This is a genomic window from Shinella sp. WSD5-1, assembly GCF_963942435.1.
GTDB classification, from domain to species: domain Bacteria; phylum Pseudomonadota; class Alphaproteobacteria; order Rhizobiales; family Rhizobiaceae; genus Shinella; species Shinella yambaruensis.
Window position 1 is genome coordinate 489,128 of sequence record NZ_OZ012597.1, and the last position, 24,701, is coordinate 513,828.

Consider the following 24,701-nt stretch of genomic DNA (forward strand, 5'->3'; position numbering starts at 1 on the left):
CGGGAAGACCGCGCGCGACCGACGGGACGATCGGAGCGGTCGTCAGGCGAGATTCAACGGAGGGGCACGCGCCCCACGCATCTCCATGCGGCCGATGCCGGAGCCAGAAGGCGCGACGACGGCCATGGCGGCCATCAAGCCCTTCGGGCCGAAAGCCTCCCGCGCCGGCAGGCAGGCGGGATCGGCACCTGCGCTGTCGAGCGGCGTCATTTTCCCGGCAACGATGCGTTTGCGGCATTCGGCATCGGGAAGCGCCGAAGGGTGGCCTGCAGTCTTCTGGATACCGTAACGAAGCATCTTCGAACCGGCACCGGTGGCAGAAGGCACCGAGAGCATGGATATCAACAGCAAAAGGCAGGTAAGCGCCGTGCAGAAGAGGCAAAAAGCCCGACGAACAGGTCGATGCTGTTGCCCTGTCGCTGCCAAACGCCCTGCCTTTCGAATCCGTCGCCCGCGTTGAATATTCTCTCATCCGGACAATACGTTGGCAGGATTGGCGCTGTCCACCCGCAAGCATGAAACTTTTCCGGAATTACGCCGATTTGCCGCGGCCGGCAGCATGTTTTTGCTTTCCCTGCCCGCAGGTCGTCATCCTGTCGCACCCCCGCGCGCTTGATGCCATGCCGCTTTGGGCGCATTCTAGATGAGCGAATCGCATGAAGCAGACCTGCTCCCATGGGCGATGCCCGGAGCGCACGGTGCGCCGAATATCTGGACCCGCCGGTCGATATCTTCCCGGCCGTCCAGCGAGTTCCGTGTCCCGATCCTGCCCCTCTCAGGCACATCGGCGGCACGGCGTCAGTTCACTCTCGAACGGGGATTAGCGATGACGGATGCGCGAAGGGAATGGATCAGCAAGCGAGCCTACACGCTCTGGGAAGAGGCGGGAAGGCCCCACGGCCATGACGCCGAGCATTGGGAACAGGCGGTGCACGAGCGCGACGAATTCGAACGCGTGGCGCTCGCCCCGGAGACCAGGCAGGCCGGTGCCAGGAAGCCGTTGATCGAGATCTCCGAGAAGGCGCAGGCGAAAAAATCCGAGGCGGCCAAACCGCGGAAGAAGGCCGAAGCCGTGGCGGAAAAGCCGATCGCCGCCAAGGCGAAATCCGTCAAGGCCACGACGAACGGCAAGCAAGCCTGAGCCTCGTCACGCGGCAGAAACGGCCATGCCGGCACAGCCGGCATGGCGTGTCGGTTTCATTTCCCGCGGGCCTCCGGCACCCCATGGCGTCCTCGGCAGTCGGCGATTGGATCGAGACGTTCCTCCAGCCGAAGCGGCATCGTTTCAGCGCCGGACAATGCGGCAAAGACAAGAGACAGGATCGCGTCCGGTAAGCCGGCTTTCACCGGGCATGCTTCAGGTCTTGTCCGATCCGTACCCCACGCCCTCTCATGCTCCGGCCCTGCGCGCCGATCCTTTCCCGTGAGCCGTTCGCTCGCCGCTGCGGCATCGGCGCCCTTGGAGACGGCGCCGCGACGCTCTATGTGAACGGTCGATGCGGACTGAAACGAGGATTCCCGGTGCGATCGATCTATATGGCGGCAGGCCTGCTGATGACGGCGATCGGCATTGTCGGTGTGTTCCTGCCGCTCTTGCCGACAACACCGTTCCTGCTCGTCGCGGCCTGGTGCTTTTCCCGTTCCTCGCCACGCCTCGAACGGTGGCTGCTGAACCACGGCACCCTCGGCCCGCCGCTGACGAACTGGCGGCGCGAGGGCGCGATCTCGGCACGCGCAAAGACGATCGCCATCTGTCTCATCGTCGCAAGCTACGGTTTCTTCTATTATCGCACGGCGCCGTCGCCTCTTCTTGCAGTCGTGGTCGGTCTCGTGCTCTCGGCTAGCGCCCTTTTCATCCTGACCCGCCCCTTGCCGCAAAAGAGGTGACCGCCCGATGGCAACGCACCACGCTCCGGTCATCGTCTGGTTCCGCAAGGACCTGCGCATCGACGACAATGCGGCGCTGGCTGCCGCCGCCGAAACCGGTCGTCCCGTCATCCCGCTCTATATCCTGGAGCCCGCCGAGGCCGGAACCGGCCCGCTCGGCGCCGCCCAGCGCTGGTGGCTGCACCATGCCCTTGCCGCGCTTGCCGGGAACCTTTCCGGCCTCGGCGCGCCGCTCGTCCTGCGCAGCGGGCCGGCCGATGCGATCCTCGACGCGCTGATCGCCGAGACCGGCGCCGACACCATCCACTGGAACCGCCGGCACGATCCACCGGGCATGGCGATCGACCGCGCGATCAAGGCCTCACTCAAGGCGCGCGGTCTTGCCGCCATCAGCTTTGCCGGCCAGTTGCTGCATGACCCGACCCGCCTGCTAACGGGAGACAAGAAACCCTTCCGCGTCTACACACCCTTCTGGAAGGCGCTGGAACGGGCCGGCGAACCCCATGAACCGATCGACCCGCCGGCACGGCTGGTCGCCCTTTCCGAAGCCGCAGCGTCGGAGCGCCTGGAGGACTGGCGCCTCACGCCGGCAAGACCCGACTGGGCCGCGCGCTTCCTGGAGGTCTGGACGCCGGGCGAAGCGGCCGCGCGAGACCGTCTCGAAGCCTTCGTCAACGGCGCGATCGACGGCTACGGCACCAACCGCGACCGCCCCGCCGTCGACGCCACCTCGATGCTCTCGCCATATCTGGCGCCCGGAGAAATCTCCCCGGCCCGCATCTGGCACGCCACGCGCGGGCTTGACGCGCCGACCGGCGATCTCGTCCATTTCCGCAAGGAACTGGCCTGGCGGGAATTCTGCTACCACCTGCATTTCCACTTTCCCGCCCTTGCGGAGAAGAACTGGAACGACCGGTTCGATGCCTTCCCCTGGAAGGAACGCGGCGAGGCCTTCACGCTCTGGACGCGCGGACTGACCGGCTATCCGATCATCGATGCCGGCATGCGGCAGCTCTGGCAGTACGGCTGGATGCACAACCGCGTGCGCATGATCGCGGCCTCCTTCCTGATCAAGCACCTGATGATCGACTGGCGGCACGGCGAGAAATGGTTCCGCGACACGTTGGTGGATGCCGATGCGGCGTCGAACGCGGCGAACTGGCAATGGGTGGCCGGCTCGGGCGCGGATGCCTCGCCCTTCTTCCGTATCTTCAACCCCATCCTTCAGGGCGAGAAATTCGATCCGGACGGCAGCTATGTGCGGCGCTTCGTGCCGGAACTGGAAAACCTGGATGCCGCCTGGATCCACAAGCCCTTCGCCGCACCGGAGGCCGCGCTGAAGAGCGCCGGCGTCGATCTCGGCAGAACCTATCCGAAGCCCATCGTCGACCACGCCCGCGCCCGCGAACGGGCGCTTGCCGCCTTCAAGGCGCTGAAGGCGGACTGAGCCGGAGCCCAAAAGCATTTCCAGCAAAAGTGCGAAGCGGTTTTGCGTCCGGAAATGCGGCAAAACAAGGAGATAGAGCGTTTTCGCGATTCGGAGAAAAGCGGAAATGCCCTAATCGTTCCGTGCAAGGGCGGAGGCAAGCAGCCGCACGAAGGCATCGCCCGCCTCTTCCAGCGCGCCGCTGTTGTCGATGACGACCGTATCGGCAGCGGCGATCTCGGGCACGGCGCGATCGAGCCGGCGGGCGATGGCCTCGGCGCTTTCCCGGCCTCGGGCGGCGAGGCGCGCGGCGAGGATGTCGGCGCGGGCGGTGATCTGCACGATTTTCAGCCGCCCGTAGGCCGCGGCGAAGGCGGGCAGCGCCGACCGGCTGCCATTGGCGACCAGCGTCATGCCCTCCGAAAGTTGGTCGAGGGTTTCGCGCGGAATGCCGTAGGAAAGGCCGTGCGCATCCCAGGAGACCGCAAAGGCGCCGGCAGCCGCCCGCGCCTGGAAACCGGCCGCATCGACCGCCTCATGCGCCTCCCCGCCGGCATCCGGCGGGCGGGTGATGACGCGGCGCACGAAGCCGAGGCGCGGCTCGCCGGCAAAATGCCGGGCGGCATAGGACATGACGCTGTCCTTGCCCGCGCCGCTGGGGCCGACGACGACGACCATCGTGCCGGCTGCAACCGGCAGCGGCCGGGCCGAGACGATTTCGGCCTCCATGCTCAAGCGACCCGCCTGCCCTGCCGCCAGACCGAGCGCACGACCGGAACGCCGGAGGGGCGGCGCACGCGCACGAGATCGGCGCGCAGGCCCCTGGCGATGGCGCCGCGATCGTCGAGGCCGACGGTGCGGGCCGGCGTGGTGGAGACCATGGCGATCGCCCGCGGCAGGTCGATGCCCTCGACCTCGTCGGCAAGGATGAACGGCGCATGCATCAGGCTGAAGGGCACGTAGTCGGAGGAGAGCACGTCGAGCACGCCCATCGTGGCGAGGTCGCGGGCGGCGATATTGCCGGAATGCGACTTGCCGCGCACGATGTTCGGCGCGCCCATCAGGACGCTCATGCCGGCGCCGTGCGAGGCCTTGGCGGCGTCAAAGCTGGTCGGGAACTCGGCAAGGCGGATGCCGTAGCCGATCGCCTCCTCGACATGTTCCAGCGTCGCGTCGTCGTGGCTGGCGACCGAGATGTCGCGGGCCGCACAGGAGGCGGCGATCGCATCGCGATGCGGCTTGGCATAGCGGGCGGAAAGGTCCTGCTGGCGCTTGCAGAAGGCGGCGAATTCTTCGTCGGTCAGGCCGCGCTTCTTCTTGTAGTAGAGGATGTACTGGTCCAGCGTCTGGAACTGGCGCTGGCCGGGTGCGTGGTCCATCAGCGAGACGAGGCGGACCAGCGGATCGTCCTCGAATTCCGCGTAGTGGTCGAGCACGTTGTCGGTCGAGACCTCGCAGCGCAGGTGGATGAGGTGCTGGGCGCGCAGGCGGTCCTCGTCCTGCGCGTCGGCGATGGCATCGGCCATGGCGCGCATCTCACCCTGCTCGAAGCCGCCGTCCTCGTCCGAGCCCATGCGCAGGCAGTCGAAGACGGTGGTGATGCCCGAGGTGACGACCTGGGCGTCATGCGCCTGGATCGCCGCCGTCAGCCCCCAGCGCACGCCGGGGCGCGGCGAATAGTGGGCTTCAAGATGGTCGGTGTGCAGTTCGACGAGGCCGGGCAGCAGGTAATCGCCCTCCATGTCCTCGCCGACGGCGGAAGAACCCTCGGAAATGTCCGCGATCAGGCCATCGCGGAGCACCAGCGTGCCGTCGAGGATCCGGTCCTCAAGCACGATGCGGGCATTGGAAAGAACGGTTTCGCGGGTCATGTCAGGCGGTCTTTCTGTTGGCTCCGGCTGTCAGCGGGAAGAGCGAATGGACGGTGAAATCAGCGCCGCGCGAGGATTCGCGGAAGAGAGCCAAGCCCTCGATCGCCAGCGGGCGCTCATGGAAATCGGAAAAATGCGCAAGCAGCGCGGCCTCGACGGCCGCGCGGCGCTCCACAGGAACGCGTCCCGTCAGCGTCATGTGGAAGCGGAACGTGTCGAAGACATAGGGATACCCCCATTGCACGAGGTTCTGGCGTTCTTCGGCCGTGAGCTCGTCCGGCTTGCGGCGGGCGATGTCGGCCGAGGTGAGCGGCGCGCGAAAACGCTCGAAGCGGCGCACCACCTCGCCGGCAAAGGCCTGCAGCGGCTCGCAAGGATCGCCGGGCACCAGCGCGAAGAAGGAGCCGAGGCGGCCGACGACGGCCTGCGGAATCTCGAATGGCTCGACCTCGGCGGCGAAGCGGCCGATTTCGGCCAACAGTTCCGCTTCGCTGCGCCCCTCGGCAAGCGCGAAAGGCGCCTTCAGCGTGGCGTGGAAGCCATAGCGGCGCGGATCGGCCGTCAGGCCGGCAAGCGCGGCCGCATCGAAGCCGTTCACGGCCGGCTGCTCCAGCGCCGCCCCCGTAAATGCATTGCGCCCCAGCCAGCGCTGGGCGGCGAGGGTCAGCGGGTCACTTGCGGGCGGGGTGAAATAGAGGGCGTAACGCAATGGCTCATTCCTGTGGCAGTCATTTGACGCCGCCGGACCGGCGGCGTCGGCACTTGAAGGGATTCGTGTGGCAGCATCATGCCGCCACGCCAGGTCTTTCCTCGCTCAATGCGCCGGCTTGCCCATCAGGCGCGAGCGCAGCGCGTTGGATATGCCGTCGAAGACGAAGACGACGATGAGGATCAGCAGCACCATATAGGCGACATTCTCCCAGTCGGAATTCGTGCGCATCGCTTCCCAGAGCTTGAGGCCGATGCCGCCGGCGCCGACCGCGCCGATGATCGTGGCAGAACGGGTGTTCGATTCCCAGAAATAAAGCGCCTGGGAGGCAAAGAGCGGCATGACCTGCGGCAGCACGCCGAAGCGCTGCACCGCGGCCGGCGCCGCGCCGACCGACTTCACGCCTTCGCGCTGCTTGTCGTCAATGTTCTCCAGCGCCTCGGAATAGAGTTTTCCGAGCGTGCCCGTATCCGTGAAGAAGATCGCCGACATGCCGGCGAGCGGCCCCGGGCCGAAGGCACGGGTGAAGAACAGCGCCCAGATCAGCATGTCGACCGAGCGCAGGAAATCGAAGAGACGCTTCGTCACCTGGTTGGAGATCCAGCTGCGCGTGATGTTGCGCGCGGCGAGGAACGCCAGCGGGAAGGCGAGCAGCATCGCGAAGAGCGTACCGACGAAGGCCATGACGATGGTCTGGAGCAGCTTCGTCCAGACATCGAGATGCTGCCATTCCGCATTGTAGAGGATGTTTCCCCAGGCAAGCGACAGGTTCGACTGCTTCGGGTCTATGCGCTCGCCCGACGTCACCAGCGAGAGGACCTCCGATAGCGGCTTGCCGTGGAAGGGCGAGTTCGTGTCGAAAAGGAAGTTCGCCCAGCCGAAGAAGCGCTTGCGGATCGAGATGTCGTCCGGCTCGATCTCGCCCCAGCCGGCGACACCGAAGGAAAGCGTGATCTTCTCGCCCGGCGCCTTCTGCGTCGCCCAGGCCGGCAGAGCGCCTTCCACCGTCATATTGGAGCCGGCGATATCGACGAGCAGGGTCTCGCCGGAATGCCGCACCGTCACCCGGTCCGGCACGACCTCGACGCTCGTCGAGGAATTGAGCGTGATCTTCGCGCGCCTGACCACCTCCTCCTCGCGGGTGGTCGCGGTCGCCATGGCATTGGCGGCGGTGGCCGAACCGCCGATGTTGCCGCCCGTTCCCATGAAGCCCATCGAGGCGGGCTTTTGGGCGGTGTCCGCCGCAGCGCCGGCGGAAGGCGTGGTGCGGGTCATCGTGCCGCGCTCGATCTCGACCCAGTCGGGCTCGGCATTCGGCCCGAGCGGAGAGAAGCGCGGATAGGTCAGCTTCATCGCGCCGTCGGGATCGATGGTCACTTCCGGGCGCACCTCGTAGGAGACCCAGTCGGCGAGATAGGTGCCGGCAATGTTCCAGTTCGCCGTGCCGAGCACATGGCCGATGGCGAAGAACCACCAGCAATAGAGCGCATAGAGCACGAAGCCGCCGGCGATGATGGCGACGCGGAAACGCTGCCAGAACGAGCGGTGGAAGACGGCCGGATGGCGTGCCGCGATCTCATCCATCTGAGCGGGATTGAGGGTCGTCATGGCGCTCTCCTATTGGGCCAGCCGGAAGGCGTGGTCGCCGACGAGCCTGCGGCGCAGCCAGGCGGAAAACTGGTCGACGGCGATGATGGTGACAAGCAGCAGGAGCACGATGGCGAGCGTCTTGGCTTGGTGCCCCTGGCCGATGGACAGGCGCAGCAATTCGCCGATGCCGCCGCCGCCGACGGCGCCGATGATGGTCGAGGCGCGCACGTTGATCTCGAGACGCAGCAGGAAGTAGCTCATGAAATTCGGCAGCACCTGCGGCACGATGCCGAACCAGACGCGCTCCACCCAGCTTGCGCCGACCGCGCGAAGCCCCTCCTCCGCCTTCATGTCGGCATTCTCGACCACCTCGAAGAACAGTTTGCCGAGCGCCCCGACCGTGTGGATCGACACGGCGATGACGGCAGGCAGCGGGCCGAGCGAGAGGATGGCGAGGAAGAAACCGGCGAGCACGACTTCCGGGAAGGCGCGCAGGATCTCCATGAAGCGGCGCACGAAGCCGCGCAGCAGGCGATTGGCGACGAGGTTCTTCGCCGCGAGAAAGCAGAGCAGGAAGCCGAAGACCATGCCGATGATGGTGGAGAACAGCGCGATGTTCAGCGTCTCCAGCATCTTGTGGAAATATTCCGGCACATAGAGGCTCCCGGTGATGTAGAGCCGCCCCTCCGGGTAGTTGTACTTGAAGCTGCCGTCGTCATAGGGCGACGGCAGGTCGAACAGCGCGCGAAAGACCTCCAGCCCGTCGCGCGGCACCATGTCGCCGACGAAATCGAAGAAATGCGGCAGCCGGTCGAAGAACTTTCCGGCATTCGTCTCGTTGGCGAACCAGAGCGAACCGGTGAGCGCCATGGCGAGGATTGCAAGGCCGAGCCAGGTATAGAACCGGCGGCGGGCGTTCAGCTCCTGCCAGTGTCGCTCGATGAGCGCGCCCTTCTCGCTGAAGCCGTCGTGAAGCGTGTTCATGGCCATGGTCTGTCCGTCTCGGCAGAGTTCTGTGTGCGCTCGTCTGATCGTCGATAAAGTCCGCAACCTCTCTTCTGTCATGGTCGGGCTTGACCCGACCATCCACGCTCCGGATGCGGCGTGGATCCTCGGGTCAAGCCCGAGGATGACGTCGAGAGTGGGGTAACGACGTCAGCAAAAGGCGCCGGTCGGGTTGTGGCCGGCGCCAGATGCTGTTTGGCGATCAGCCGCCGATCGTCGCCTTGCGGGCGTCGATGATCGGCTTGTAGAAGTCGACATTGACTTCCGTGAACGAGGTGAAGTCACCGCCCATGACGGCGGCAAAGCAGGCGGCGTCCTTCTTCGGCAGGTCGAGCATGAACTGCTTGAACTTCGCCTTGGTCTCGTCGGCCATCGAGGTGCGAACGACGATCGGGCCGTTCGGGATCAGCGGCGACTTCCAGAGTTCGACGAGCTCGTTCATGTCGAGAATGCCCTTCTCGACCATCTTGTGCAGGTTGCCGGAGGTGTAACCGTCCTTCCACTCGCCGACGCCCGAACCGAAGGTCGTGCCGGCATCGAAGGTGCCCTTCATGACTTCGAGGACGAGGTTCTCGTGGCCGCCGCCGAAGCCGGTTTCACCGAAATATTCCTTGACCGGACCGCCGATGGCTTCCGGCAGCGTGACGAGCGGCACGAGGTAGCCGGAGGTGGAGTCCGGGTCGGCAAAGCCGAGCTTCTTGCCCTTCAGGTCTTCGAGCTTGGTGATGCCGGAATCCTTGCGGGCAACCATGATCGAGTGGTAGCCGGTCGAGCCGTCGGTCTGGACGGTCGTCAGGATCGGCTCGACGGCGTCGGCCTTGGCGAGGTAGATCTTGGCAAAGCCGGACGCGCCGAGTTCGGCATAGTCGAGCGTGCCGCCGAGCAGGCCCTGGATAACGCCGTCATAGTCGGCGGCCGGGAAGAACGAGACCTTCTCGAAGCCGAGCTCGGCCTTCAGGTGATCGCCGAGGCACTGGTAGTTGCGCAGGCGGTCGGCTTCGTTCTCGCCGCCGATGATGCCGACGCGGAATTCCTTGAGGTCTTCAGCCTGCACATGGCCGGCGAGCGCGATGAGCGCGACGGCGCCGAGAAGAGCTTTCTTCAGCATGGTCTTTCTCCTGTTTGACCGGCTTCGCCGGACTCTTGAAAAATGATGGCCCTTCACGCGGGCCGATCGATCCCGGTCGGCTCAAAGGCCGGCCAGTGCCAGCGGTGTCGGGCCGGCGGATTCCTTGGTGTTGTCCTGGCGGGCCGGGTTGCGGATCGCCGTGGAGGTGACGCTCTCGTCGATCGCCGCCCCATCGGCGCCCGTGCCGTAGATCGTGCGCACCGCCTCGGCGTCGAGGTCGCGCGCCGGACCGTCGAAGACGACGCGGCCATGCGCCATGCCGATGATGCGCTCGCAATAGGCGCGCGCCGTATCCAGCGTGTGCAGGTTGGTGATGACGGTGATGCCCTCGCGCTCGTTGATGTCGCGCAGCGCGTCCATAACGATCTTGGCGTTGAGCGGATCGAGCGAGGCGATAGGCTCGTCGGCGAGCAGCATCTTGGGGGCCTGCATCAGCGCCCTTGCGATCGCCACGCGCTGCTGCTGGCCGCCCGAGAGCGTGCCGGCCGGCTGGAGCGCGGTCTGCTCGATGCCGAGGCGCTCGAGCGCGGCGATCGCCATGATACGCTCCTCGCGGGTGAAGAGATTGAGGATGCTCAGGACGGCCGAACGATGGTTGAGGCGGCCGAGCAGGACGTTGGTGAGCACATCGAGGCGCGGCACGAGGTTGAACTGCTGGAAGATCATCGCACAGTCGCGCTGCCAGTTGCGCAATGCCGCACCGCGCAGCGCGGAGACCTCGACGTCATTGAAGTGGATGGAGCCCTCGCTCGGATCGGCAAGGCGGTTGATCATGCGCAGCATGGTGGACTTGCCGGCGCCGGAGCGGCCGATGACGCCGACCATCTGGCCCTGCGGAATGTCGAAGGTCACATCGTCGACCGCAACGCGCTCGCCGAAGCGGCGGGTGACATTCTTCAGTCGAAACATGGTGGATCCCTTTTTTCCCGTGTCGGATCGAGGCCGGGCCAAGGGCCGGGTCTCGTCGTTTCCGGGACTGGCTCTAAACGCTGTTGATGAAGGGGCAATGTCAGTTTCATGTCGGAAAGATAACAGTCCACAGGCCTGGATTTCCGGCATCGGAAGGGTCTCCTCACCCGCCGTGACGGGCGAGAAAGGCTTCTGCGTCAAGTTTGCGAAAGTCGTCGAGGGCGGTGCGCAGCCGGGCATGATCCCAGTCCCACCAGACGAGTTTTTCCATGCGTTCCGCGATACTTCGGGAGAAACGTTCGCGGATCGGTTTCGCCGCGACCCCGCCGACGATCATGTAGGGTTCGACGTCCTTCGTGACGACCGCGCCCGAGCCGATGACGGCGCCGTTGCCGATCGTGACACCCGGCAGGATGGTCGATCCATGGCCGATCCAAACGTCATGGCCGATGGTCACGCGATGCGCGCGCCGCCATTCGAAGAAATCGCCCTCGTGGTCCGCATCGGGCCAATAGTCGTTGGCCCGGTAGGTGAAATGGTGCAGCGTCGCCCGCCACACCGGATGGTTCGTCGCGTTGATGCGCACCGAGGCGGCGATGTTGGCAAACTTGCCGATCGTCGCGCACCAGACCGAGCCATCCTCCATGATATAGGAATAGTCGCCGATCTCGGCCTCGCTGATGCGGCAACGCTCGGCGATCTCGGTATAACGGCCGAGCGTGCTGCCGGCGACGTTCGCCGTGGGATGGACCAGCGGCGTTTCGGACAGCCTCGTCATGCCGCGGACTTTCGCGGCGAGAAGGCGGAGACGTCGACGATGCGGTCGGCGACCTTTTCGCGCACGTCCTCGTCGTGGAAGATGCCGAGAAGGGCCACGCCGGCGGCCTTCTTCTCCGCGATCATCTCGACGACCACGGCGCGGTTCGTCGCATCGAGCGAGGCGGTCGGCTCGTCGAGCAGCAGGATGCGGTGATCGGTGATGAAGCCGCGGGCGATGTTGACGCGCTGCTGCTCGCCGCCGGAGAAGGTGGCGGGCGGCAGTTGCCAGAGCTCGCGTGGCAGGTTGAGCCGCGCGAGCATCGCTTCCGCCGTCGCCTTCGCCTCGGCCGCCGCGACGCCGCGGGCCGTGAGCGGCTCGGCGACGACATCGACGGCCGCGACGCGCGGCACGGTGCGCAGGAACTGGCTGACATAGCCGAGCGTCGCACGCCGGACGGCAAGGATCGTGCGCGGATCGGCCGTGGCGAGGTCGACCAGCCTGCCCTCGTGGTCGACGAGGATCTGGCCGCTGTCGACGGCATAGTTGCCATAGACCATCTTCAACAGCGAACTCTTGCCGATGCCGGACGGGCCGCCCAGCACGACGCATTCGCCGGCCTTCACCGAGAAGGCGACGTTCGAGACCACCGGCAGGCGGATGCCGTCGCGAAGATGCATGGTGAAGCTCTTGGCCACTTCGGAGACAACGAGAGGGGTCGGCATGTCATTTTTCCTTTCGACGCATGGTCCTGTCCGAAAACCGGAGGCCACTTTCCGGGGCCATGCTCTCAGACCTGCAGGATCGAGGAGACGAGGAGCTGGGTATAGGCTTCGCGCGGATCGTCGAGCACGCGGTCAGTCAGCCCTTGCTCGATGACGACGCCGTCCTTCATCACCATCATGCGGTGCGAGAGCAGGCGCGCGACGGCAAGGTCGTGCGTGACGATGATCGCCGAGAGACCGAGGTCCTGCACGAGACCGCGCAGGAGATCGAGCAGGCGCGCCTGCACCGAGACGTCGAGGCCGCCCGTCGGCTCGTCCATGAAGACGAGGCGCGGTGCGGTGACGAGGTTGCGGGCGATCTGCAGACGCTGGCGCATGCCGCCGGAAAAGGCGCGCGGCTGGTCGTCGATGCGGTCGACGCTGATCTCGACGCGGCCGAGCCAGTTGCCCGCCGTCTCGCGGATGTTGCCATAGTGGCGCTCGCCGACGGCCATCAGCCGCTCGCCGACATTGGCACCGGCCGAGACGGCCATGCGCAGCCCGTCCGCCGGGTTCTGGTGCACGAAGCCCCAGTCCGTGCGCATCAGGAAGCGGCGCTCGGCCTCGCTCATGCGGGAGAGGTCGCGCATCCCGCCGTCGCGCATGCGGTATTCGACGGAGCCGGAGGTCGGCATCAGGCGGGTGGCGAGGCAGTTGAGCAGCGTCGTCTTGCCCGAGCCGGATTCGCCGACGATCGCCAGCACCTCGCCCGGCCAGAGATCGAAGGAGACATTTTGGCAGCCGATGCGGGCGCCGTAGAATTTCGAAATGTCGCGGACTTTTAGAAGGGGGGTGTCGGTCATCGGGTGGCCTCCGTGGTGCTGGGGGCCTTGGCACCCCCCTCTGGCCTGCCGGACATCTCCCCCTCGAGGGGGGAGATTGGATGGAGCAAGGCTTCGCCCATCTTGGACGCAGCAATTTGAGCAAGGTTACCGCCGCTTGCCGATCTCCCCCCTTGAGGGGGAGATGTCCGGCAGGACAGAGGGGGGTGAGCGCTACTCATTCCGCAGCCTCCTTGTCATAGGCCAAGTGGCCGCGATGGCCGGCGGAGCACCGTTCCTCGCAATGGTCGGTGTCCGAGCAGACGAACATCCGTCCGCCCCTGTCGTCGAGCACCACCTCGTCGAGATAGACCCCTTCCGCGCCGCATAGCGCACAGGGCTTGTCGAAGGTCTGGATCTCGAAGGGATGGTCCTCGAAATCGAGGCTGACGACCTCGGTATGGGGCGGCACGGCATAGATGCGCTTCTCGCGGCCCGCGCCGAAAAGCTGGAGCGCCTCCGACATGTGCATCTTCGGATTGTCGAATTTCGGCGTCGGCGACGGGTCCATCACGTAGCGGCCCTCCACCTTCACCGGATAGGCATAGGTCGTCGCGATATGGCCGTTTCGGGCGATGTCCTCGTAGAGCTTGACATGCATCAGGCCATATTCTTCCAGCGCGTGCATCTTGCGCGTCTCGGTCTCGCGCGGCTCGAGGAAGCGCAGCGGTTCGGGGATCGGCACCTGGTAGACCAGCGTCTGTCCGGCCGTCAGCCTCTCCTCGGGAATGCGGTGGCGCGTCTGGATGATCGTCGCCTCCCGCGTCTTCGTCGTCACCGCCACATTGGCGACCTTCTGGAAGAAGGCGCGGATGGAGACGGCGTTGGTGGTGTCGTCCGCCCCCTGGTCGATGACCTTCAGCACATCCTTCGGCCCGAGGATCGCCGCCGTCACCTGCACGCCGCCGGTGCCCCAGCCATAGGGCATCGGCATTTCGCGCGAGGCGAAGGGCACCTGGTAGCCGGGAATGGCGATCGCCTTCAGGATCGCCCGGCGGATCATGCGTTTCGTCTGTTCGTCGAGATAGGCGAAATTGTAGGTTGCGAGGTCTGCGGTGCTCATTCTGCGGCCTCCGGAAGATCGTTGTTCTGCGCGGCCTCGTATTCGCGCCGCATGCGGCGCACGAGATCGAGTTCGGCCTGGAAATCCACGTAATGCGGCAGCTTCAGGTGCTCGACGAAGCCGGTCGCCTGCACGTTGTCGGAATGGGAGATGACGAATTCCTCGTCCTGTGCCGGGGCGACGATATCCTCGCCGAATTCCTCCGCCCGCAGCGCCCTATCGACCAGCGACATGGCCATGGCCTTGCGCTCGCTCTGGCCGAAGACGAGGCCGTAGCCGCGGGTGAACTGCGGCGGGTTCTTCGCCGAACCCTTGAACTGGGCGATCATCTGGCACTCCGTCACCTGGATGCGGCCGAGCGAGACGGCAAAGCCGAGTTCCGGCATGTCCAGCTCCACCTCGACCGCGCCGATGCGCACCTCGCCGACGAAGGGATGGGTGCGGGCATAACCGCGCTGGGTGGAATAGCCGAGCGCCAGCAGAAAACCCTCGTCGCCGCGGGCGAGCGCCTGCAGGCGCAGGTCCCGCGCCATCGGGAATTCCAGCGGCTCGCGCGTCAGGTCGCCGGCGATGTGGCCGTCAGGCAGGCTGCCGTCATCCTCGACGAGGCCTTCACCGGCCAGGATGTCGGAGACGCGCATGACCGGCTCGCCAGCCTCCTCGCGCTCCAGCGGCGCCTCCACGGCCTCGTCCGTCAAAAGCGAGGGATCGAGCAGGCGGTGCGTATAGTCGAAGGTCGGCCCGAGGAGCTGGCCGCCCGGCAAATCCTTGTAGGTGGCCGAGACGCGGCGCTCGACGATCATATCGCCGGTCTCCACGGGTTTCGAATAGCCGAAGCGCGGCAGCGTGGTGCGATAGGCGCGCAGGATGAAGATCGCCTCGATCATGTCGCCACGGGCCTGGCGGACGGCAAGCGCCGCGAGCGCCCGGTCATAGAGCGATGCTTCCGCCATCACGCGGTCGACGGCAAGGCCGAGTTGGGCGACGATCTGCTCGATGCCGATGGCCGGCAGCGAGCGATCGCCGCGACGGCGATCGGCGAGAAGGCGGTGGGCGTTGGAGATGGCGGCCTCGCCACCCTTGACGGCAACGTACATGGTCTCACGCCTCCTTCACGCCAAGCGCGGTGGTGCGCGGCAGGCAGAGGAGCTCTTCGCCCGCGACCAGGATCAGGTCGACGCCGCGCGGAAAATTCTGCCGGTTCTCCGACCAGAAATGCGGGAACATGTCGGGAAGGCCCACCGGCGCGATCTCCGCCTCGGTGCGGATGCCCGGCCCCTTCAGCACGAGCGGCCGTCCGCCCTCGAAGGAAGCGATCTCGACCACGAGCGTCGTCGAACGATCCGGATATTCCTGCGTGCCCTGGGCGAAGAGGCTGGGATTGGGCAGCATGGCGTCCTTTTCCACGAAGGCGAAGCGTGCGTTCTGCCGCTCTTCGGTCACCGGCGCGCCGGCATTGAAGGCGAGCCAGCCCGGCAGCGCCGAACGGGAAAGCGCCGGGGTGAGCCAGACGGCGGTATCGTGGTCGCAGAGCGTCAGCGCGATGGCGCCGGCCGTCGCATTCAGCGGCCCGGGCGGCACGACGGCCGCATCGATGCGGCCGATCGTGCCCGGCCGGGCCATGCAGTCCATCAGCGTGCGGAAGGCGGCCTGCGCCTCGAACACCGGCTCCTTGAAACCGCCGGCAAAGGCGAGCGTATCCAATGTCATCAGTCCTCTCCGCGAACCATGGTGAAGAAATCGACGCGCGTGGCGGCCGTCTGGCGTGCCTTTTCCGCATCCTCGCCGGCGATGCGCGCGGCGACGGCGTCAAGCAGCGCCGCCACCTCGGCCCTGCGGGCCGGCTGCTGGAAGAGCGCATCGAAGATCGCCGCGAGCCGCGCCTTCGCGCCATCCGTGCCGAGCGCCTGGCCGTGGCCGACCGTGCCGTCGTCGAGGCGGATGCTCGCGCGGGTCACCGTCGCCTCGCCGAGATTGAACGGCGCGCCACCGCCGCCGATGCGTCCGCGCACCATGACGAGCCCCGTTTCCGGGCCGCGCACGGGCTGGGCGGCCGGCTTGTCGTCGAGCGCGTCGAATGCGGCCTGCAATTCGGCCCGGCTCGCCTTCGCGAGCAGGCCCATCGCCGTCTGTCGTTCACCCGCCTCGGCGGTCTCGGCAGATTTCTGAATGGATGCCATTGCCTCTTCTCCAAATGTCTATTAATATAGACAACCGAACATCTTGAGTTTCGTCTTAATCGGCGGGAATGACAAGGGTGTGACAGTGTGATGTGACAAGGGGTTTCGCGGGGGCGGAAATGGTGGAACGGCAATCGGGCGTGGCGCTCTGGCGGCAGATCGCGGATCGCATGCGCCTGGCGATCAACAATGGCGACTTCGACGAGACCGGCATGATGCCGCCGGAAATGGCGCTGGCCGCCCGCTTCGGCGTGAACCGGCACACGGTGCGCAGCGCCATGGCGGCGCTTGCGGAAGAGGGCATCGTCCGGCCGATCCAGGGCATCGGCACGCGCATCGAACGGCGCGACCGGCTGCGCTTCCCGATTTCCCGACGCACCCGCTTCTCGCAGGGCCTCGGCAACCAGACGCGCGATCTGGAAGGCCGGCTGCTCGCGGCTGCAACGGAGGCCGCGCCCGCCGCCGTCGCCGCGGCGCTCGGCCTTGCACCCGGCGTCCCCTGCGTGCGGCTCGAAACGGTGAACAGCGCCGACAGGCGCCCGGTCTCCTGCGGGACGCACTATTTCCCGGCCGATCGCTTTACCGGGATCGACGCGGCCTACGACAGGACGCGTTCCATCACCGCTTCCTTCCAGGAGCTCGGCGTGTCCGACTATGTGCGCCGGTCGACCGAGATATCCGCCGTCCATGCCGAAGGCGACGACATCCGCCACCTGAAGCTCTCGCCGGGGGCGATCATCCTCGTGGCGACGGCGGTCAACACCGACCTCGACGGCGTTCCGATCCAGTTCTCGCGCACGCGCTTTGCCGCCGACCGGGTCAAGCTGACGGTGGAGCCGGAACCGGACGCGGCTGCTTCCGGCAGCAAAGGATGAAACGGCGGTAAAGCAGCGTCCGCAGCCTGTTGCGCAGGTCCGCCGTGCGGCGCTGGGCCTTCGCGATCGGCGCATGCGAGCCGATCGTCATGTCGCGGAATCCTGCCGCCGCCAGCATCGGCAGCACGCGTTCGACGGTCAGCCCCTCGCCGAAGGGCAGCCGCTCCATGATGTCGGCATGGCGCGCGCTCATCGCCCCGTCATAGTGGGGATCGGTGCCGACGACCCTGTCGATGACGGCGATGGCCCGGCTCGCCAGCCGGCCGAGCCGGGTCGGCGCGGCCCAGTCGCCGTCGAAGAACAGAAGCGTGCCGCCGGGCTTCAGCATGCGGTGCCATTCCGCAAAGGCCTCGGCCGGCGTCGTCAGCGTCCAGACGAGATGGCGGCAGACGATCGCGTCGTAGCTCTCGTCCGGCTCCATCGGATTTTCCGCATCGGCGAGCAGGAAGCGAAGCCCCCTCGCCCCGGCATGTTTCTTCCGCGCCACCGCCAGCATCGCCTCGGAGAAATCGAGCGCCGTCACCTCATGGCCGAGGGAGAGGAGGAGACGCGTCACCTCCCCCGTGCCGCAGGCAAGCTCCAGCACGCGGCGCGGTTCAGGACCGAGGTTTTCGCGGATCGCCGCCGCCCAGGCATCGAATTCCGGCCCGTCGGGAATGCGATGGCCGAAGGCGAGGTCGAAGGTTTCGGAGCGGCGCGACCAGTAGTCGCGAATGTCCTCCTTGAGGTGGCTGTTGGCGCGCGGGCCGTGCATCACCGCCCCTCGCCGGCATCGATGCGGGCAAAGATATCGTCGAAGCGCGGTCGGGCGCGGGCCGGCACCTCGACCTTGCGGATCGCCTCCGTCAGCTCCGCTTCACCGACCTTGACCAGCATGACCATGCCCATGCCGAAATGCGGCGAGCATTTGATGCCGTAGTAACCCGGCTGGTCGAAGGTCACCTCGATCTCCTCGTTGATCTTGCCCTTGAAGCCCGCATAGCCCTCGGGAACCATGCCCTCGATACTCGCGGCATTGTGGCTCTTGTGGGTGGCGATGAACTTGACGCTGTCGCCCGGCTTGATCGCCAGAAAATCCGGCTCGAAGACCATCGAACCCCGTTCGCCGCGATTGCGCATCTCGACGCGAAACGTTTCGGCGGCGGCGGGAGCGGCGTGGAGGAAAGCGGCGAAGGCCGCAGCGAGGAGGAAACGGGTTTTCATCATGCCTCTGCAACGAGCTTGAGTTTGGCCGGCCGCGGCTCCGGCCGGCGATAGCGGATGAAGCAGCCGCCGGCGCTGTCGCGCTCGACATCGACGGTGACACCGAAGACGTCGGCGAGGCGCTGCGGCTCCAGCACCTTGGCGGGCGTGCCGAGCGCGACGATGCGGCCGCCCTGCATGACGGCGATGCGATCGCAGAACATGGCGGCGTGGTTGAGATCGTGCAGCGCGGCGACGACGGTCAGGTCCTGCTCGCGCACCAGTTGGAGCAGGCTGATCTGGTGGCCGATGTCGAGGTGGTTGGTCGGCTCGTCGAGAAGGAGGATCGGCGCCTGCTGGGCGAGCGCGCGGGCGATATGCAGCCGCTGGCGCTCGCCGCCGGAGAGCGTGTGCCAGAGCCGGCGGGAAAAGTGCGCCATGTCGACCTCCTCCAGCGCCCGGTCGACGATGGCGTCATCCGCCCGCGACCAGGGCGTCAGCGCGCCGAGATGGGGCGTGCGGCCGAGTTCGACGGCCTGGCGCGCGGTGATGCGCTCGGTGGTCTCGGCCTGCTGCTCGACGAAGGCGATGCGCCGGGCGATCGCCTGCCGGCCATGGGCGGAAAGCGGTTTGCCGTCGAGCGTCACCGCGCCGGCCTGCGGCCTGCGGATACCGGCCATCAGCGCCATCAGGCTGGTCTTGCCGGAGCCATTCGGGCCGATGATGCCCAGGAACTCGCCGGGGTGCACGTCGAGCGAGACATCCGACAGGATGGTCGTGCCGCCGGCCGACCAGGAAAGGCCTTTTGCCGAGAGCGTCACAGGGCCGATCTCCTCTGGCTGAGGATGAGCGCGAAGGCCGGCGCGCCGAACAGGGCGGTGATGACGCCGATGGGCAGCACCTGGCCGGGGATGATGATGCGCGACAGCACGTCCGCGGCGATCATGAAGATGGCGCCGATCAGCGCCGATGCGGGCAGCAGCAGCCCGTGCCGGACGCCGACGAGCATGCGCGCGACATGGGGAATGACGAGGCCGACGAAGCCGATCGAGCCGACCATGCTGACCATGCTGGCGGTCATGACGGCGGAAACGGCGATCAGCACGACATAAACGCGGCGCACCGGAATGCCGAGCGAGGCCGCCGATTCCGTGCCGAACGTGAAGGCATCGAGCGCGCGGGCATGCCAGAGGCAGACGAGAAGGCCGAAAAGCGCGACCGGCACGGCCAGCCCGACATCCGGCCAGCGCACGCCGGAAAGGTTGCCGAGCAGCCAGAACATGATGGCGCGCGCCTGCTCGGCATTGGCCGCCTTGGTGACGATGAAGGAGGTGAGCGCGTTGAAGAGCTGCGACCCCGCGACGCCCGCCAGGATGATCGCGCCCGTGCCGCGGCCGGCGCGCACGGCGAGCGCGCTGACGAAGCCGAAGGCGATGAGCGCGCCGATGAAGGCCCCGATCGGCAGCGTCAGGAGACCGGCGCCGAAGCCGAGGATCGCGATGCTCACCGCCCCTGTCGAAGCGCCGGCGGAAATGCCGAGGATGTAGGGATCGGCCAGCGCATTGCGCAGCAGCGATTGCAGGATGACGCCGGAAAGCGCCAAGGCCGAGCCGCAGCAGGCGGCGACGATCGCGCGGCTCAGCCGGTAGTTCCAGATGATGCCCTCGTCGATCGGCTCAAGCGCATAGCCCGCCTGCCACAGGCGGTTCGCCAGGGTCTTCGCCACGATATTGAGCGGAATGGCCGTCTCGCCCACCGCCGCGCCCACCCCGAGCGCGGCAACGAGCAGCACGAGCGCCGCGAAGGCGGCGCCCGCACGAAGCAGGATGGGGCGATCGGCCGTCACTTTGCGAGGCCAGCCTTCTCGACGGCGTCGGCGAGCACCTCGATGCCTTCGATCGTGCGGATCGTCGGGTTCATCGCCTGGGCGTCCATGTCGACGACATGGCCGTTCTTGACGGCCGGCATGAGACTGGCGACCGGATCCGATTTCAGGAACTGGTGCTTGACGGCGACATCGTCGGCCGGGAAGCGGCGGCGCTCCATCTTGCCGGCGACGATGATCGTCGGATCGGCCTTGGCGATGGTTTCCCAGCCGACCGTCGGCCATTCCTCGTCGCTCTCGATGACATTCCGGATGCCGAGCGCCGACAGGATATAGCCCGGCGCGCCGTTGCGGCCGGCGACATAGGGGTCGATGTCGAGTTCGGCACTGGAGAACCAGAAGACGGCGGAGAGCTTGCCGTCCGCCGAGGCGATCTTCTGGCGCGCCGCCGCCTCGCGGGCCTTGAGGTCGGCGATGACCTTCTCACCTTGATCCTGAACATCGAAAATCTGCGCCAGCTCGCTGATTTCCTTATAGATCAGGTCCATGGTGAAGACGGTCTTGCGCACGCCGTCGCCGCCGCCGGAATTGTCCTTGCCGACGCAATCGGCAGGCGAGGTATAGACCGGGATGTTCAGCTCCCCGAACTGTTCCGGCGTCGCGACGATGCCCTCCGGGCCGACATGCCACTGGAACTGCGCCGTGACGAGGTCCGGTTTCTTGGCAACGACGCTCTCGAAGCTCGGGTCGTTGTCGGCAAGGCGCTCGACCTTGGCGTTGACATCCTCGTAACCGGCCAGAACCGGTCCGATCCAGACGGCCGTGCCGACCATGCGCTCGCCGACGCCGAGCAGGTAAAGGATCTCCGTTGTGCTCTGGCCGAGCGAGACGGCGCGCTCCGGCGCCTTTTCGAACGTGACGCTGCGGCCGCAGTTTTCCAGCGTCAGCGGATATTGCGTCGCGGCCGCCTGCACGGCGCCCGAGGACAGGACGAGCACAGCGGCGCCGGCCAGCACGGAAATGAAGGTTGCGGCGCGTGCGGCCGCAGGCAGAGTGGTCATGGATGTCTCCCGGATGAGTGAAAGCGTGCGGGCTCAGCCGACGCGCCGACAAAGGCGGGTCGATTGCGGTCGGGAGAAAACGAATGGGATTCCGCCGTCGCCGGCAGCCAGGGTCGTCATAGGGTCTCCTGTTCCGGGCATCCCCGCCCGTGACTTGGAAATTGGCTCGACGACGGCAGGTCTCCTGGCTCACGGATATCTGCTGCCTGTCTGCCTTCCCGCGGGAGAACCGCAGTGGCATGACGCGAAGACGCGTCCTAAGGACAGGCGGCAATCCGCCTACAGTTGCGGGGGCAGCCACGGAATGGGTCCCTGTTGGGTCGTCCGCACCGTGTTCCCTATTAATCCCCTGGGAGTCATCCTTCGGGGAACCGTCTCCCCATCCTTAGTCCGCCGTGCTCGGCAGCGTCAAGGCGCTCAGCTCTCGAAATCCCCGAAGACATCCTGGAGGCGGGTGAGCGTGTCGACGCGCTCGCTCACCTCGTCGCCCTTCAGGACGATGATGTTGCTGAGCATGAGGTCCATGACGGCGGTCATGGTGGCCGCGCCGTCCCAGAGCGGCCCGTGCGAACCGGGCACGATGAGGCAGATGTCGGAGACCTCCGGCCCCCAGGGGCAGAACTCGTCGGTAAGCAGAACGATCTTCACGCCGGCCCGCCGCGCCTCCAACGCGAGCGGCCGCGCCTTGGCGGCAAAGCGGCGCACGTCATGCAGGAAGAGCAGCCGTCCCTCGACGGAGCCGTCGAGCAGTTCCGCATAGGTGCCGTTGAGGCCGTCGACGAACTGCACGCGCGGGCGCGTATAGGAAAGCTGGCTGGCGAAATACTGGGCGATGCCGCGCACGTTCTGATAGGCGGCGACATAGACTTCCGTTGCGCCGATCAGCGCGTCGATCGTCTGCTGCCATTCCGGCGCGCTGGTGATGGCGTAGATCTGGCCGAGATTGTCGATCTGCTGCTGGATGAGGCCGGCAAGAAGCTTTCCCTCCTTGCGGTCCTGCTCCAGCGAGGCGACCGGCCCCTTGACCTCCCAGGCCGGGTTGGAGCCGCCGCGACGCAGTTCGCTCTTCAGTTCGTCGAGCCCGTCGAAGCCCATGCGGCGGAGATAGCGCCCGATGGTCATCGGCGACACCTGGAGGCGCTGGGCGATGGAGCGCGCCGTCTCGAAGGGCAATTCGGCGATGTTGCGCTCGATATAGTGGGCGATCAGCCTGTCGGATTTGGAGCGCCGGAGGTCGTCGGACTGAACGAGCTTCAGAATGCGTTTCGACACGTCGCCCCCTTCTCCAAACTCCCGCCCGCCGAAAGACGGGCGGGGATCGCGCGCGTTCACTGCGCCGTCTTGATGCGCGTCCAGACGCGGTCGAGCTGGCGCAGCGCCGGGCCCAGGTCCTCGAAGATCTGGAGACGCGCCATCGTCTCGGCCGGCGGGTTGATTTCCTTGCTATTCCTGATCTTTTCCGGGGTCAATTCCCGCGCCGGCACGTTGGCCGTGCCATTGGTCTGCTGCGCGACGTTGAGCGCGGCGATTTCCGGGCGGGTGTAGAACTGCAGGAACTTGATGGCGTTCTGCTTGTTGGGAGCCGTCTTCAAGACGCAGACGTCCTCCTGGTACATGGTCGCGCCCTCCTCGGGGATCACATAGCCGAGGTTCTTCTCGTCGCCGAAGACGTCGACCATCGCGCCGACGAAGAAGTGGCCGGCCGCGACGTCGCCGGATTGCACCATCGGCCGCGTGTCATAGGTGAAGGCCGCGACATGGGGCTTCATGGCGATGATCGTCTCGGCGGCCTGCTGCAATTCCGCCGGATCGGTGGAGTTGATCTTGTGGCCGTTCAGCATGAGGCCGACCGCCAGCACCTCGCGCATGTCGTCGAGCAGGGTGAATTTCAGCCCCTTGGCCTTCACCGTCTCGATCAGGTCCTTCCAGCCCGTGACGTCCTTGCCGAGGATCGTGCGGTTATAGAAGATGCCGACCGAGCCCCAGGCATAGGGCAGGCAATATTCGCCCTTCGGGTCGCTTTTCGCGCGCAGGAAGGCGGGATCGATGTTCTTGAAGCCCTCGAACGTGTTGATGTCGGTCTTTTCCAGAAGCTCGAGCTTGGCCATGATGTCGTGCATGTGCACGGAGGGAAAGACGATATCGTAGCCCGTCGCGCCGCCCTGGATCTTCGCCAGCATTTCCTCGTTGGAGGAATAGGTCGAGAGGTTGACCTTGATCTTCGTCTCCTCCTCGAACTTCTTCAGAACCTCCGGATTGATGTATTCGCCCCAGTTGTAGATGTTGAGTTCGGCGGCGCTTGCCATGCCCGCCGTCGCCACGAGGGCGGCGAGCGAGAAGGCGGTGCGGCGCGTCCATGCCCCAAGGCCGGATGCGCCGGCGCGATAAGACTTCGTCATCGAATGATCTCCTCTGATGGTTTGGCCCGTCGTGGCCCCGGTGCTTTCCTTTGCACCGGATGTTCCCGTCCCGGCTTCTTTCGGCCGTTGACTTGGATGGCCAAATGGTATCCAACTATCGAAATCGCACAAGCGTTATTTTAATAACATTTTGGGGAACGACGATGCGAGATTCGATAGTCCGCCTGGAAAAGGCGGCGAAAGCCTTCGGCACGCCCGAAGGACAGACGGTGATGGCGCTCGACGCGATCGACCTTACCGTGCGCCGCAACGAATTCCTGACGCTGCTGGGCCCGTCCGGCTGCGGCAAGACCACCCTGCTCCAGGCGATCAGCGGCTTCGTGGAACTCGATTGCGGCCGCATCCTGATCGATGGCGAGGACATGACGGACCGGCCGCCCTATCGACGCCCGGTCAATACGGTGTTCCAGAACTACGCCCTCTTCCCGCACATGACCGTGGGCGAAAACACCGGCTATGCGCTGGAAGTGGCGGGGATCGCGCGGGCGGAGCGGGCAAGGCGCGTCGCCGAAGCGCTGCGCATGGTCGGCCTCGACGGCATGGAGGGCCGCAAGCCGCGCCAGCTTTCCGGCGGCCAGCAGCAGCGCGTGGCGCTCGCCCGGGCCATCATCGCCCGCCCGAAGCTGCTTTTGCTCGACGAACCGCTCTCCGCCCTCGACAAGAACCTGCGCCAGGCCATGCAGATCGAGCTGAAGACGCTCCAGCACGAGCTCGGCATCTCCTTCATCTTCGTCACGCACGACCAGCAGGAGGCGCTGACCATGTCGGACCGCGTCGCCGTGCTTTCGGGCGGCCGCATCCAGCAGCTCGATACGCCCCGCGCCATCTACGACCAGCCGAAGAACAGTTTCGTCGCCACCTTCGTCGGCGCGAGCAATCTCTTCGAGGGCCGGGCGGAGGGCGCGCGGCTCGTGACCGGCGACGGCCTGTCCATCGCCCATGCGAAACCCGGCGCAAGCGGCGCGGCGACCGCCCTCATCCGCCCCGAACAATTCTTCCTCGCGCAGCAGGGGGACACCGCCCCGAGCCTCGACGTCGACCTCGAACAGATCGTCTTCGTCGGCTCGACCTTCGAGCTTTTCGGCCGCACGGCGACCGGCCGGCGCGTCATCGCGGAAATCCCGGCGGCGCGCCGCAGCCTCGTCGGCGAGATCGAGCAATCGCGCCGCGCCCGCCTCGCCTACGATCCCGCGGCGGTCCACCTCATCCCGGCGGAGGCCGCCTGAC

At 66.3% G+C, this 24,701-nt stretch carries 27 protein-coding genes and 1 riboswitch; of the genes, 5 read left to right on the plus strand and 22 right to left on the minus strand.

The window, feature by feature from the left end; translation table 11 throughout:
* Positions 1-42: 42 nt before the first annotated feature.
* Complete coding sequence (locus tag AABQ55_RS25435) at positions 43-426, minus strand: hypothetical protein (protein ID WP_272808045.1); 384 nt, start codon at positions 424-426, stop codon at positions 43-45.
* Between the two features lie 400 nt (positions 427-826).
* On the opposite strand from AABQ55_RS25435, the gene AABQ55_RS37805 reads away from it, so the two are divergent.
* The 3 genes from AABQ55_RS37805 to AABQ55_RS25450 all read left to right on the plus strand — a co-directional run bounded on the left by AABQ55_RS37805 (position 827) and on the right by AABQ55_RS25450 (position 3,334).
* Positions 827-1,141 carry a DUF2934 domain-containing protein gene (locus AABQ55_RS37805; protein WP_272808044.1) on the plus strand — a complete coding sequence of 105 codons (315 nt, stop codon included), beginning with the start codon at positions 827-829 and terminating at the stop codon, positions 1,139-1,141.
* 380 nt (positions 1,142-1,521) lie between these two features.
* Positions 1,522-1,887, plus strand: coding sequence for a YbaN family protein (locus AABQ55_RS25445; RefSeq protein ID WP_244766043.1), 366 nt, complete (start codon positions 1,522-1,524; stop codon positions 1,885-1,887).
* 7 nt (positions 1,888-1,894) lie between these two features.
* Positions 1,895-3,334: a cryptochrome/photolyase family protein gene (locus tag AABQ55_RS25450; protein ID WP_272808043.1), complete on the plus strand. Its 1,440-nt coding sequence runs from the start codon at positions 1,895-1,897 to the stop codon at positions 3,332-3,334.
* 111 nt (positions 3,335-3,445) lie between these two features.
* Here the strand turns inward: AABQ55_RS25450 and phnN are convergent, their stop codons facing one another.
* The 14 genes from phnN to phnG form a co-directional block, all read right to left on the minus strand.
* Entirely contained in the window at positions 3,446-4,042 is a 597-nt protein-coding gene (gene phnN, locus AABQ55_RS25455) for a phosphonate metabolism protein/1,5-bisphosphokinase (PRPP-forming) PhnN (protein ID WP_272808154.1), read from the minus strand.
* A 2-nt stretch (positions 4,043-4,044) separates the two neighbouring features.
* Positions 4,045-5,184: an alpha-D-ribose 1-methylphosphonate 5-triphosphate diphosphatase gene (locus AABQ55_RS25460; RefSeq protein WP_272808042.1), complete on the minus strand. Its 1,140-nt coding sequence runs from the start codon at positions 5,182-5,184 to the stop codon at positions 4,045-4,047.
* A 1-nt stretch (position 5,185) separates the two neighbouring features.
* On the minus strand, positions 5,186-5,893 hold the full coding sequence (locus AABQ55_RS25465; protein WP_272808041.1) for a DUF1045 domain-containing protein: 708 nt from the start codon (positions 5,891-5,893) through the stop codon (positions 5,186-5,188).
* Positions 5,894-5,998: 105 nt separating this feature from the next.
* The gene (gene phnE, locus AABQ55_RS25470) at positions 5,999-7,501 is read right to left on the minus strand and encodes a phosphonate ABC transporter, permease protein PhnE (RefSeq protein ID WP_272808040.1); all 1,503 of its coding nucleotides are present in this window, start codon (positions 7,499-7,501) and stop codon (positions 5,999-6,001) included.
* A 9-nt stretch (positions 7,502-7,510) separates the two neighbouring features.
* The gene (phnE, locus tag AABQ55_RS25475; protein WP_272808039.1) at positions 7,511-8,467 is read right to left on the minus strand and encodes a phosphonate ABC transporter, permease protein PhnE; all 957 of its coding nucleotides are present in this window, start codon (positions 8,465-8,467) and stop codon (positions 7,511-7,513) included.
* 223 nt (positions 8,468-8,690) lie between these two features.
* Positions 8,691-9,596 (minus strand): phosphonate ABC transporter substrate-binding protein, encoded by a 906-nt coding sequence (gene phnD, locus AABQ55_RS25480; protein WP_244766037.1) that lies wholly within the window; start codon positions 9,594-9,596, stop codon positions 8,691-8,693.
* 81 nt (positions 9,597-9,677) lie between these two features.
* Positions 9,678-10,526, minus strand: a complete 849-nt coding sequence (gene phnC / locus AABQ55_RS25485) for a phosphonate ABC transporter ATP-binding protein (RefSeq protein WP_244766036.1) — start codon at positions 10,524-10,526, stop codon at positions 9,678-9,680.
* A 163-nt stretch (positions 10,527-10,689) separates the two neighbouring features.
* The gene (locus tag AABQ55_RS25490; protein WP_272808038.1) at positions 10,690-11,304 is read right to left on the minus strand and encodes a DapH/DapD/GlmU-related protein; all 615 of its coding nucleotides are present in this window, start codon (positions 11,302-11,304) and stop codon (positions 10,690-10,692) included.
* Positions 11,301-12,008, minus strand: coding sequence for a phosphonate C-P lyase system protein PhnL (gene phnL / locus AABQ55_RS25495; protein WP_244766034.1), 708 nt, complete (start codon positions 12,006-12,008; stop codon positions 11,301-11,303). Before phnL ends, AABQ55_RS25490 begins: the two co-directional genes overlap by 4 nt.
* Positions 12,009-12,073: 65 nt before the next feature.
* Positions 12,074-12,850 (minus strand): phosphonate C-P lyase system protein PhnK, encoded by a 777-nt coding sequence (phnK, locus tag AABQ55_RS25500; RefSeq protein WP_272808037.1) that lies wholly within the window; start codon positions 12,848-12,850, stop codon positions 12,074-12,076.
* Between the two features lie 196 nt (positions 12,851-13,046).
* Positions 13,047-13,931, minus strand: a complete 885-nt coding sequence (locus AABQ55_RS25505) for an alpha-D-ribose 1-methylphosphonate 5-phosphate C-P-lyase PhnJ (RefSeq protein ID WP_272808036.1) — start codon at positions 13,929-13,931, stop codon at positions 13,047-13,049.
* A complete protein-coding gene (locus tag AABQ55_RS25510; protein ID WP_272808035.1) occupies positions 13,928-15,028 on the minus strand; it encodes a carbon-phosphorus lyase complex subunit PhnI in 1,101 nt (366 codons plus the stop codon). The genes AABQ55_RS25505 and AABQ55_RS25510 overlap by 4 nt, the downstream gene beginning before the upstream one ends.
* Positions 15,029-15,032: 4 nt before the next feature.
* Positions 15,033-15,641 carry a phosphonate C-P lyase system protein PhnH gene (gene phnH, locus AABQ55_RS25515; protein WP_272808034.1) on the minus strand — a complete coding sequence of 203 codons (609 nt, stop codon included), beginning with the start codon at positions 15,639-15,641 and terminating at the stop codon, positions 15,033-15,035.
* Complete coding sequence (gene phnG / locus AABQ55_RS25520) at positions 15,641-16,111, minus strand: phosphonate C-P lyase system protein PhnG (RefSeq protein WP_272808033.1); 471 nt, start codon at positions 16,109-16,111, stop codon at positions 15,641-15,643. The genes phnH and phnG overlap by 1 nt, the downstream gene beginning before the upstream one ends.
* A 119-nt stretch (positions 16,112-16,230) precedes the next feature.
* Between phnG and phnF the strand changes: the two genes are divergently transcribed.
* Positions 16,231-16,986, plus strand: a complete 756-nt coding sequence (gene phnF / locus AABQ55_RS25525) for a phosphonate metabolism transcriptional regulator PhnF (RefSeq protein WP_272808032.1) — start codon at positions 16,231-16,233, stop codon at positions 16,984-16,986.
* Here phnF and AABQ55_RS25530 read toward each other — a convergent pair.
* From AABQ55_RS25530 to AABQ55_RS25560, 7 genes are all read right to left on the minus strand, one after another.
* The gene (locus tag AABQ55_RS25530) at positions 16,931-17,740 is read right to left on the minus strand and encodes a class I SAM-dependent methyltransferase (RefSeq protein ID WP_272808031.1); all 810 of its coding nucleotides are present in this window, start codon (positions 17,738-17,740) and stop codon (positions 16,931-16,933) included. The genes phnF and AABQ55_RS25530 overlap by 56 nt on opposite strands.
* Positions 17,740-18,192 (minus strand): pseudoazurin, encoded by a 453-nt coding sequence (locus tag AABQ55_RS25535; RefSeq protein WP_398431581.1) that lies wholly within the window; start codon positions 18,190-18,192, stop codon positions 17,740-17,742. The genes AABQ55_RS25530 and AABQ55_RS25535 overlap by 1 nt, the downstream gene beginning before the upstream one ends.
* Positions 18,189-18,989, minus strand: coding sequence for an ABC transporter ATP-binding protein (locus tag AABQ55_RS25540; RefSeq protein ID WP_272808030.1), 801 nt, complete (start codon positions 18,987-18,989; stop codon positions 18,189-18,191). Before AABQ55_RS25540 ends, AABQ55_RS25535 begins: the two co-directional genes overlap by 4 nt.
* Positions 18,986-20,014, minus strand: coding sequence for a FecCD family ABC transporter permease (locus tag AABQ55_RS25545; RefSeq protein WP_272808029.1), 1,029 nt, complete (start codon positions 20,012-20,014; stop codon positions 18,986-18,988). Before AABQ55_RS25545 ends, AABQ55_RS25540 begins: the two co-directional genes overlap by 4 nt.
* A complete protein-coding gene (locus tag AABQ55_RS25550) occupies positions 20,011-21,054 on the minus strand; it encodes an ABC transporter substrate-binding protein (RefSeq protein ID WP_272808028.1) in 1,044 nt (347 codons plus the stop codon). Before AABQ55_RS25550 ends, AABQ55_RS25545 begins: the two co-directional genes overlap by 4 nt.
* A gap of 157 nt (positions 21,055-21,211) precedes the next feature.
* Positions 21,212-21,445: riboswitch (cobalamin riboswitch) on the minus strand.
* Between the two features lie 26 nt (positions 21,446-21,471).
* Positions 21,472-22,326, minus strand: a complete 855-nt coding sequence (locus AABQ55_RS25555) for a MurR/RpiR family transcriptional regulator (protein ID WP_272808027.1) — start codon at positions 22,324-22,326, stop codon at positions 21,472-21,474.
* Positions 22,327-22,382: 56 nt separating this feature from the next.
* Positions 22,383-23,453: a polyamine ABC transporter substrate-binding protein gene (locus AABQ55_RS25560; protein ID WP_443021178.1), complete on the minus strand. Its 1,071-nt coding sequence runs from the start codon at positions 23,451-23,453 to the stop codon at positions 22,383-22,385.
* Between the two features lie 164 nt (positions 23,454-23,617).
* Here AABQ55_RS25560 and AABQ55_RS25565 point away from each other — a divergent pair, with 164 nt between their 5' ends.
* A complete protein-coding gene (locus tag AABQ55_RS25565; RefSeq protein WP_272808026.1) occupies positions 23,618-24,700 on the plus strand; it encodes an ABC transporter ATP-binding protein in 1,083 nt (360 codons plus the stop codon).
* Position 24,701 lies beyond the last annotated feature (1 nt).

What these genes read in the sequence shown, in the direction of transcription:
- AABQ55_RS37805 (WP_272808044.1), top strand. Translation starts at nt 827, where the DNA reads ATGACGGATGCGCGAAGGGAATGGATCAGCAAGCGAGCCTACACGCTC.
- AABQ55_RS25450 (WP_272808043.1), top strand. Translation starts at nt 1,895, where the DNA reads ATGGCAACGCACCACGCTCCGGTCATCGTCTGGTTCCGCAAGGACCTG.
- phnN (WP_272808154.1), bottom strand. Translation starts at nt 4,042, where the DNA reads ATGGAGGCCGAAATCGTCTCGGCCCGGCCGCTGCCGGTTGCAGCCGGC.
- AABQ55_RS25460 (WP_272808042.1), bottom strand. Translation starts at nt 5,184, where the DNA reads ATGACCCGCGAAACCGTTCTTTCCAATGCCCGCATCGTGCTTGAGGAC.
- phnE (WP_272808040.1), bottom strand. Translation starts at nt 7,501, where the DNA reads ATGACGACCCTCAATCCCGCTCAGATGGATGAGATCGCGGCACGCCAT.
- phnE (WP_272808039.1), bottom strand. Translation starts at nt 8,467, where the DNA reads ATGAACACGCTTCACGACGGCTTCAGCGAGAAGGGCGCGCTCATCGAG.
- phnD (WP_244766037.1), bottom strand. Translation starts at nt 9,596, where the DNA reads ATGCTGAAGAAAGCTCTTCTCGGCGCCGTCGCGCTCATCGCGCTCGCC.
- phnC (WP_244766036.1), bottom strand. Translation starts at nt 10,526, where the DNA reads ATGTTTCGACTGAAGAATGTCACCCGCCGCTTCGGCGAGCGCGTTGCG.
- AABQ55_RS25490 (WP_272808038.1), bottom strand. Translation starts at nt 11,304, where the DNA reads ATGACGAGGCTGTCCGAAACGCCGCTGGTCCATCCCACGGCGAACGTC.
- phnL (WP_244766034.1), bottom strand. Translation starts at nt 12,008, where the DNA reads ATGCCGACCCCTCTCGTTGTCTCCGAAGTGGCCAAGAGCTTCACCATG.
- phnK (WP_272808037.1), bottom strand. Translation starts at nt 12,850, where the DNA reads ATGACCGACACCCCCCTTCTAAAAGTCCGCGACATTTCGAAATTCTAC.
- AABQ55_RS25505 (WP_272808036.1), bottom strand. Translation starts at nt 13,931, where the DNA reads ATGAGCACCGCAGACCTCGCAACCTACAATTTCGCCTATCTCGACGAA.
- AABQ55_RS25510 (WP_272808035.1), bottom strand. Translation starts at nt 15,028, where the DNA reads ATGTACGTTGCCGTCAAGGGTGGCGAGGCCGCCATCTCCAACGCCCAC.
- phnH (WP_272808034.1), bottom strand. Translation starts at nt 15,641, where the DNA reads ATGACATTGGATACGCTCGCCTTTGCCGGCGGTTTCAAGGAGCCGGTG.
- phnG (WP_272808033.1), bottom strand. Translation starts at nt 16,111, where the DNA reads ATGGCATCCATTCAGAAATCTGCCGAGACCGCCGAGGCGGGTGAACGA.
- phnF (WP_272808032.1), top strand. Translation starts at nt 16,231, where the DNA reads ATGGTGGAACGGCAATCGGGCGTGGCGCTCTGGCGGCAGATCGCGGAT.
- AABQ55_RS25530 (WP_272808031.1), bottom strand. Translation starts at nt 17,740, where the DNA reads ATGCACGGCCCGCGCGCCAACAGCCACCTCAAGGAGGACATTCGCGAC.
- AABQ55_RS25535 (WP_398431581.1), bottom strand. Translation starts at nt 18,192, where the DNA reads ATGATGAAAACCCGTTTCCTCCTCGCTGCGGCCTTCGCCGCTTTCCTC.
- AABQ55_RS25550 (WP_272808028.1), bottom strand. Translation starts at nt 21,054, where the DNA reads ATGACCACTCTGCCTGCGGCCGCACGCGCCGCAACCTTCATTTCCGTG.
- AABQ55_RS25560 (WP_443021178.1), bottom strand. Translation starts at nt 23,453, where the DNA reads ATGACGAAGTCTTATCGCGCCGGCGCATCCGGCCTTGGGGCATGGACG.
- AABQ55_RS25565 (WP_272808026.1), top strand. Translation starts at nt 23,618, where the DNA reads ATGCGAGATTCGATAGTCCGCCTGGAAAAGGCGGCGAAAGCCTTCGGC.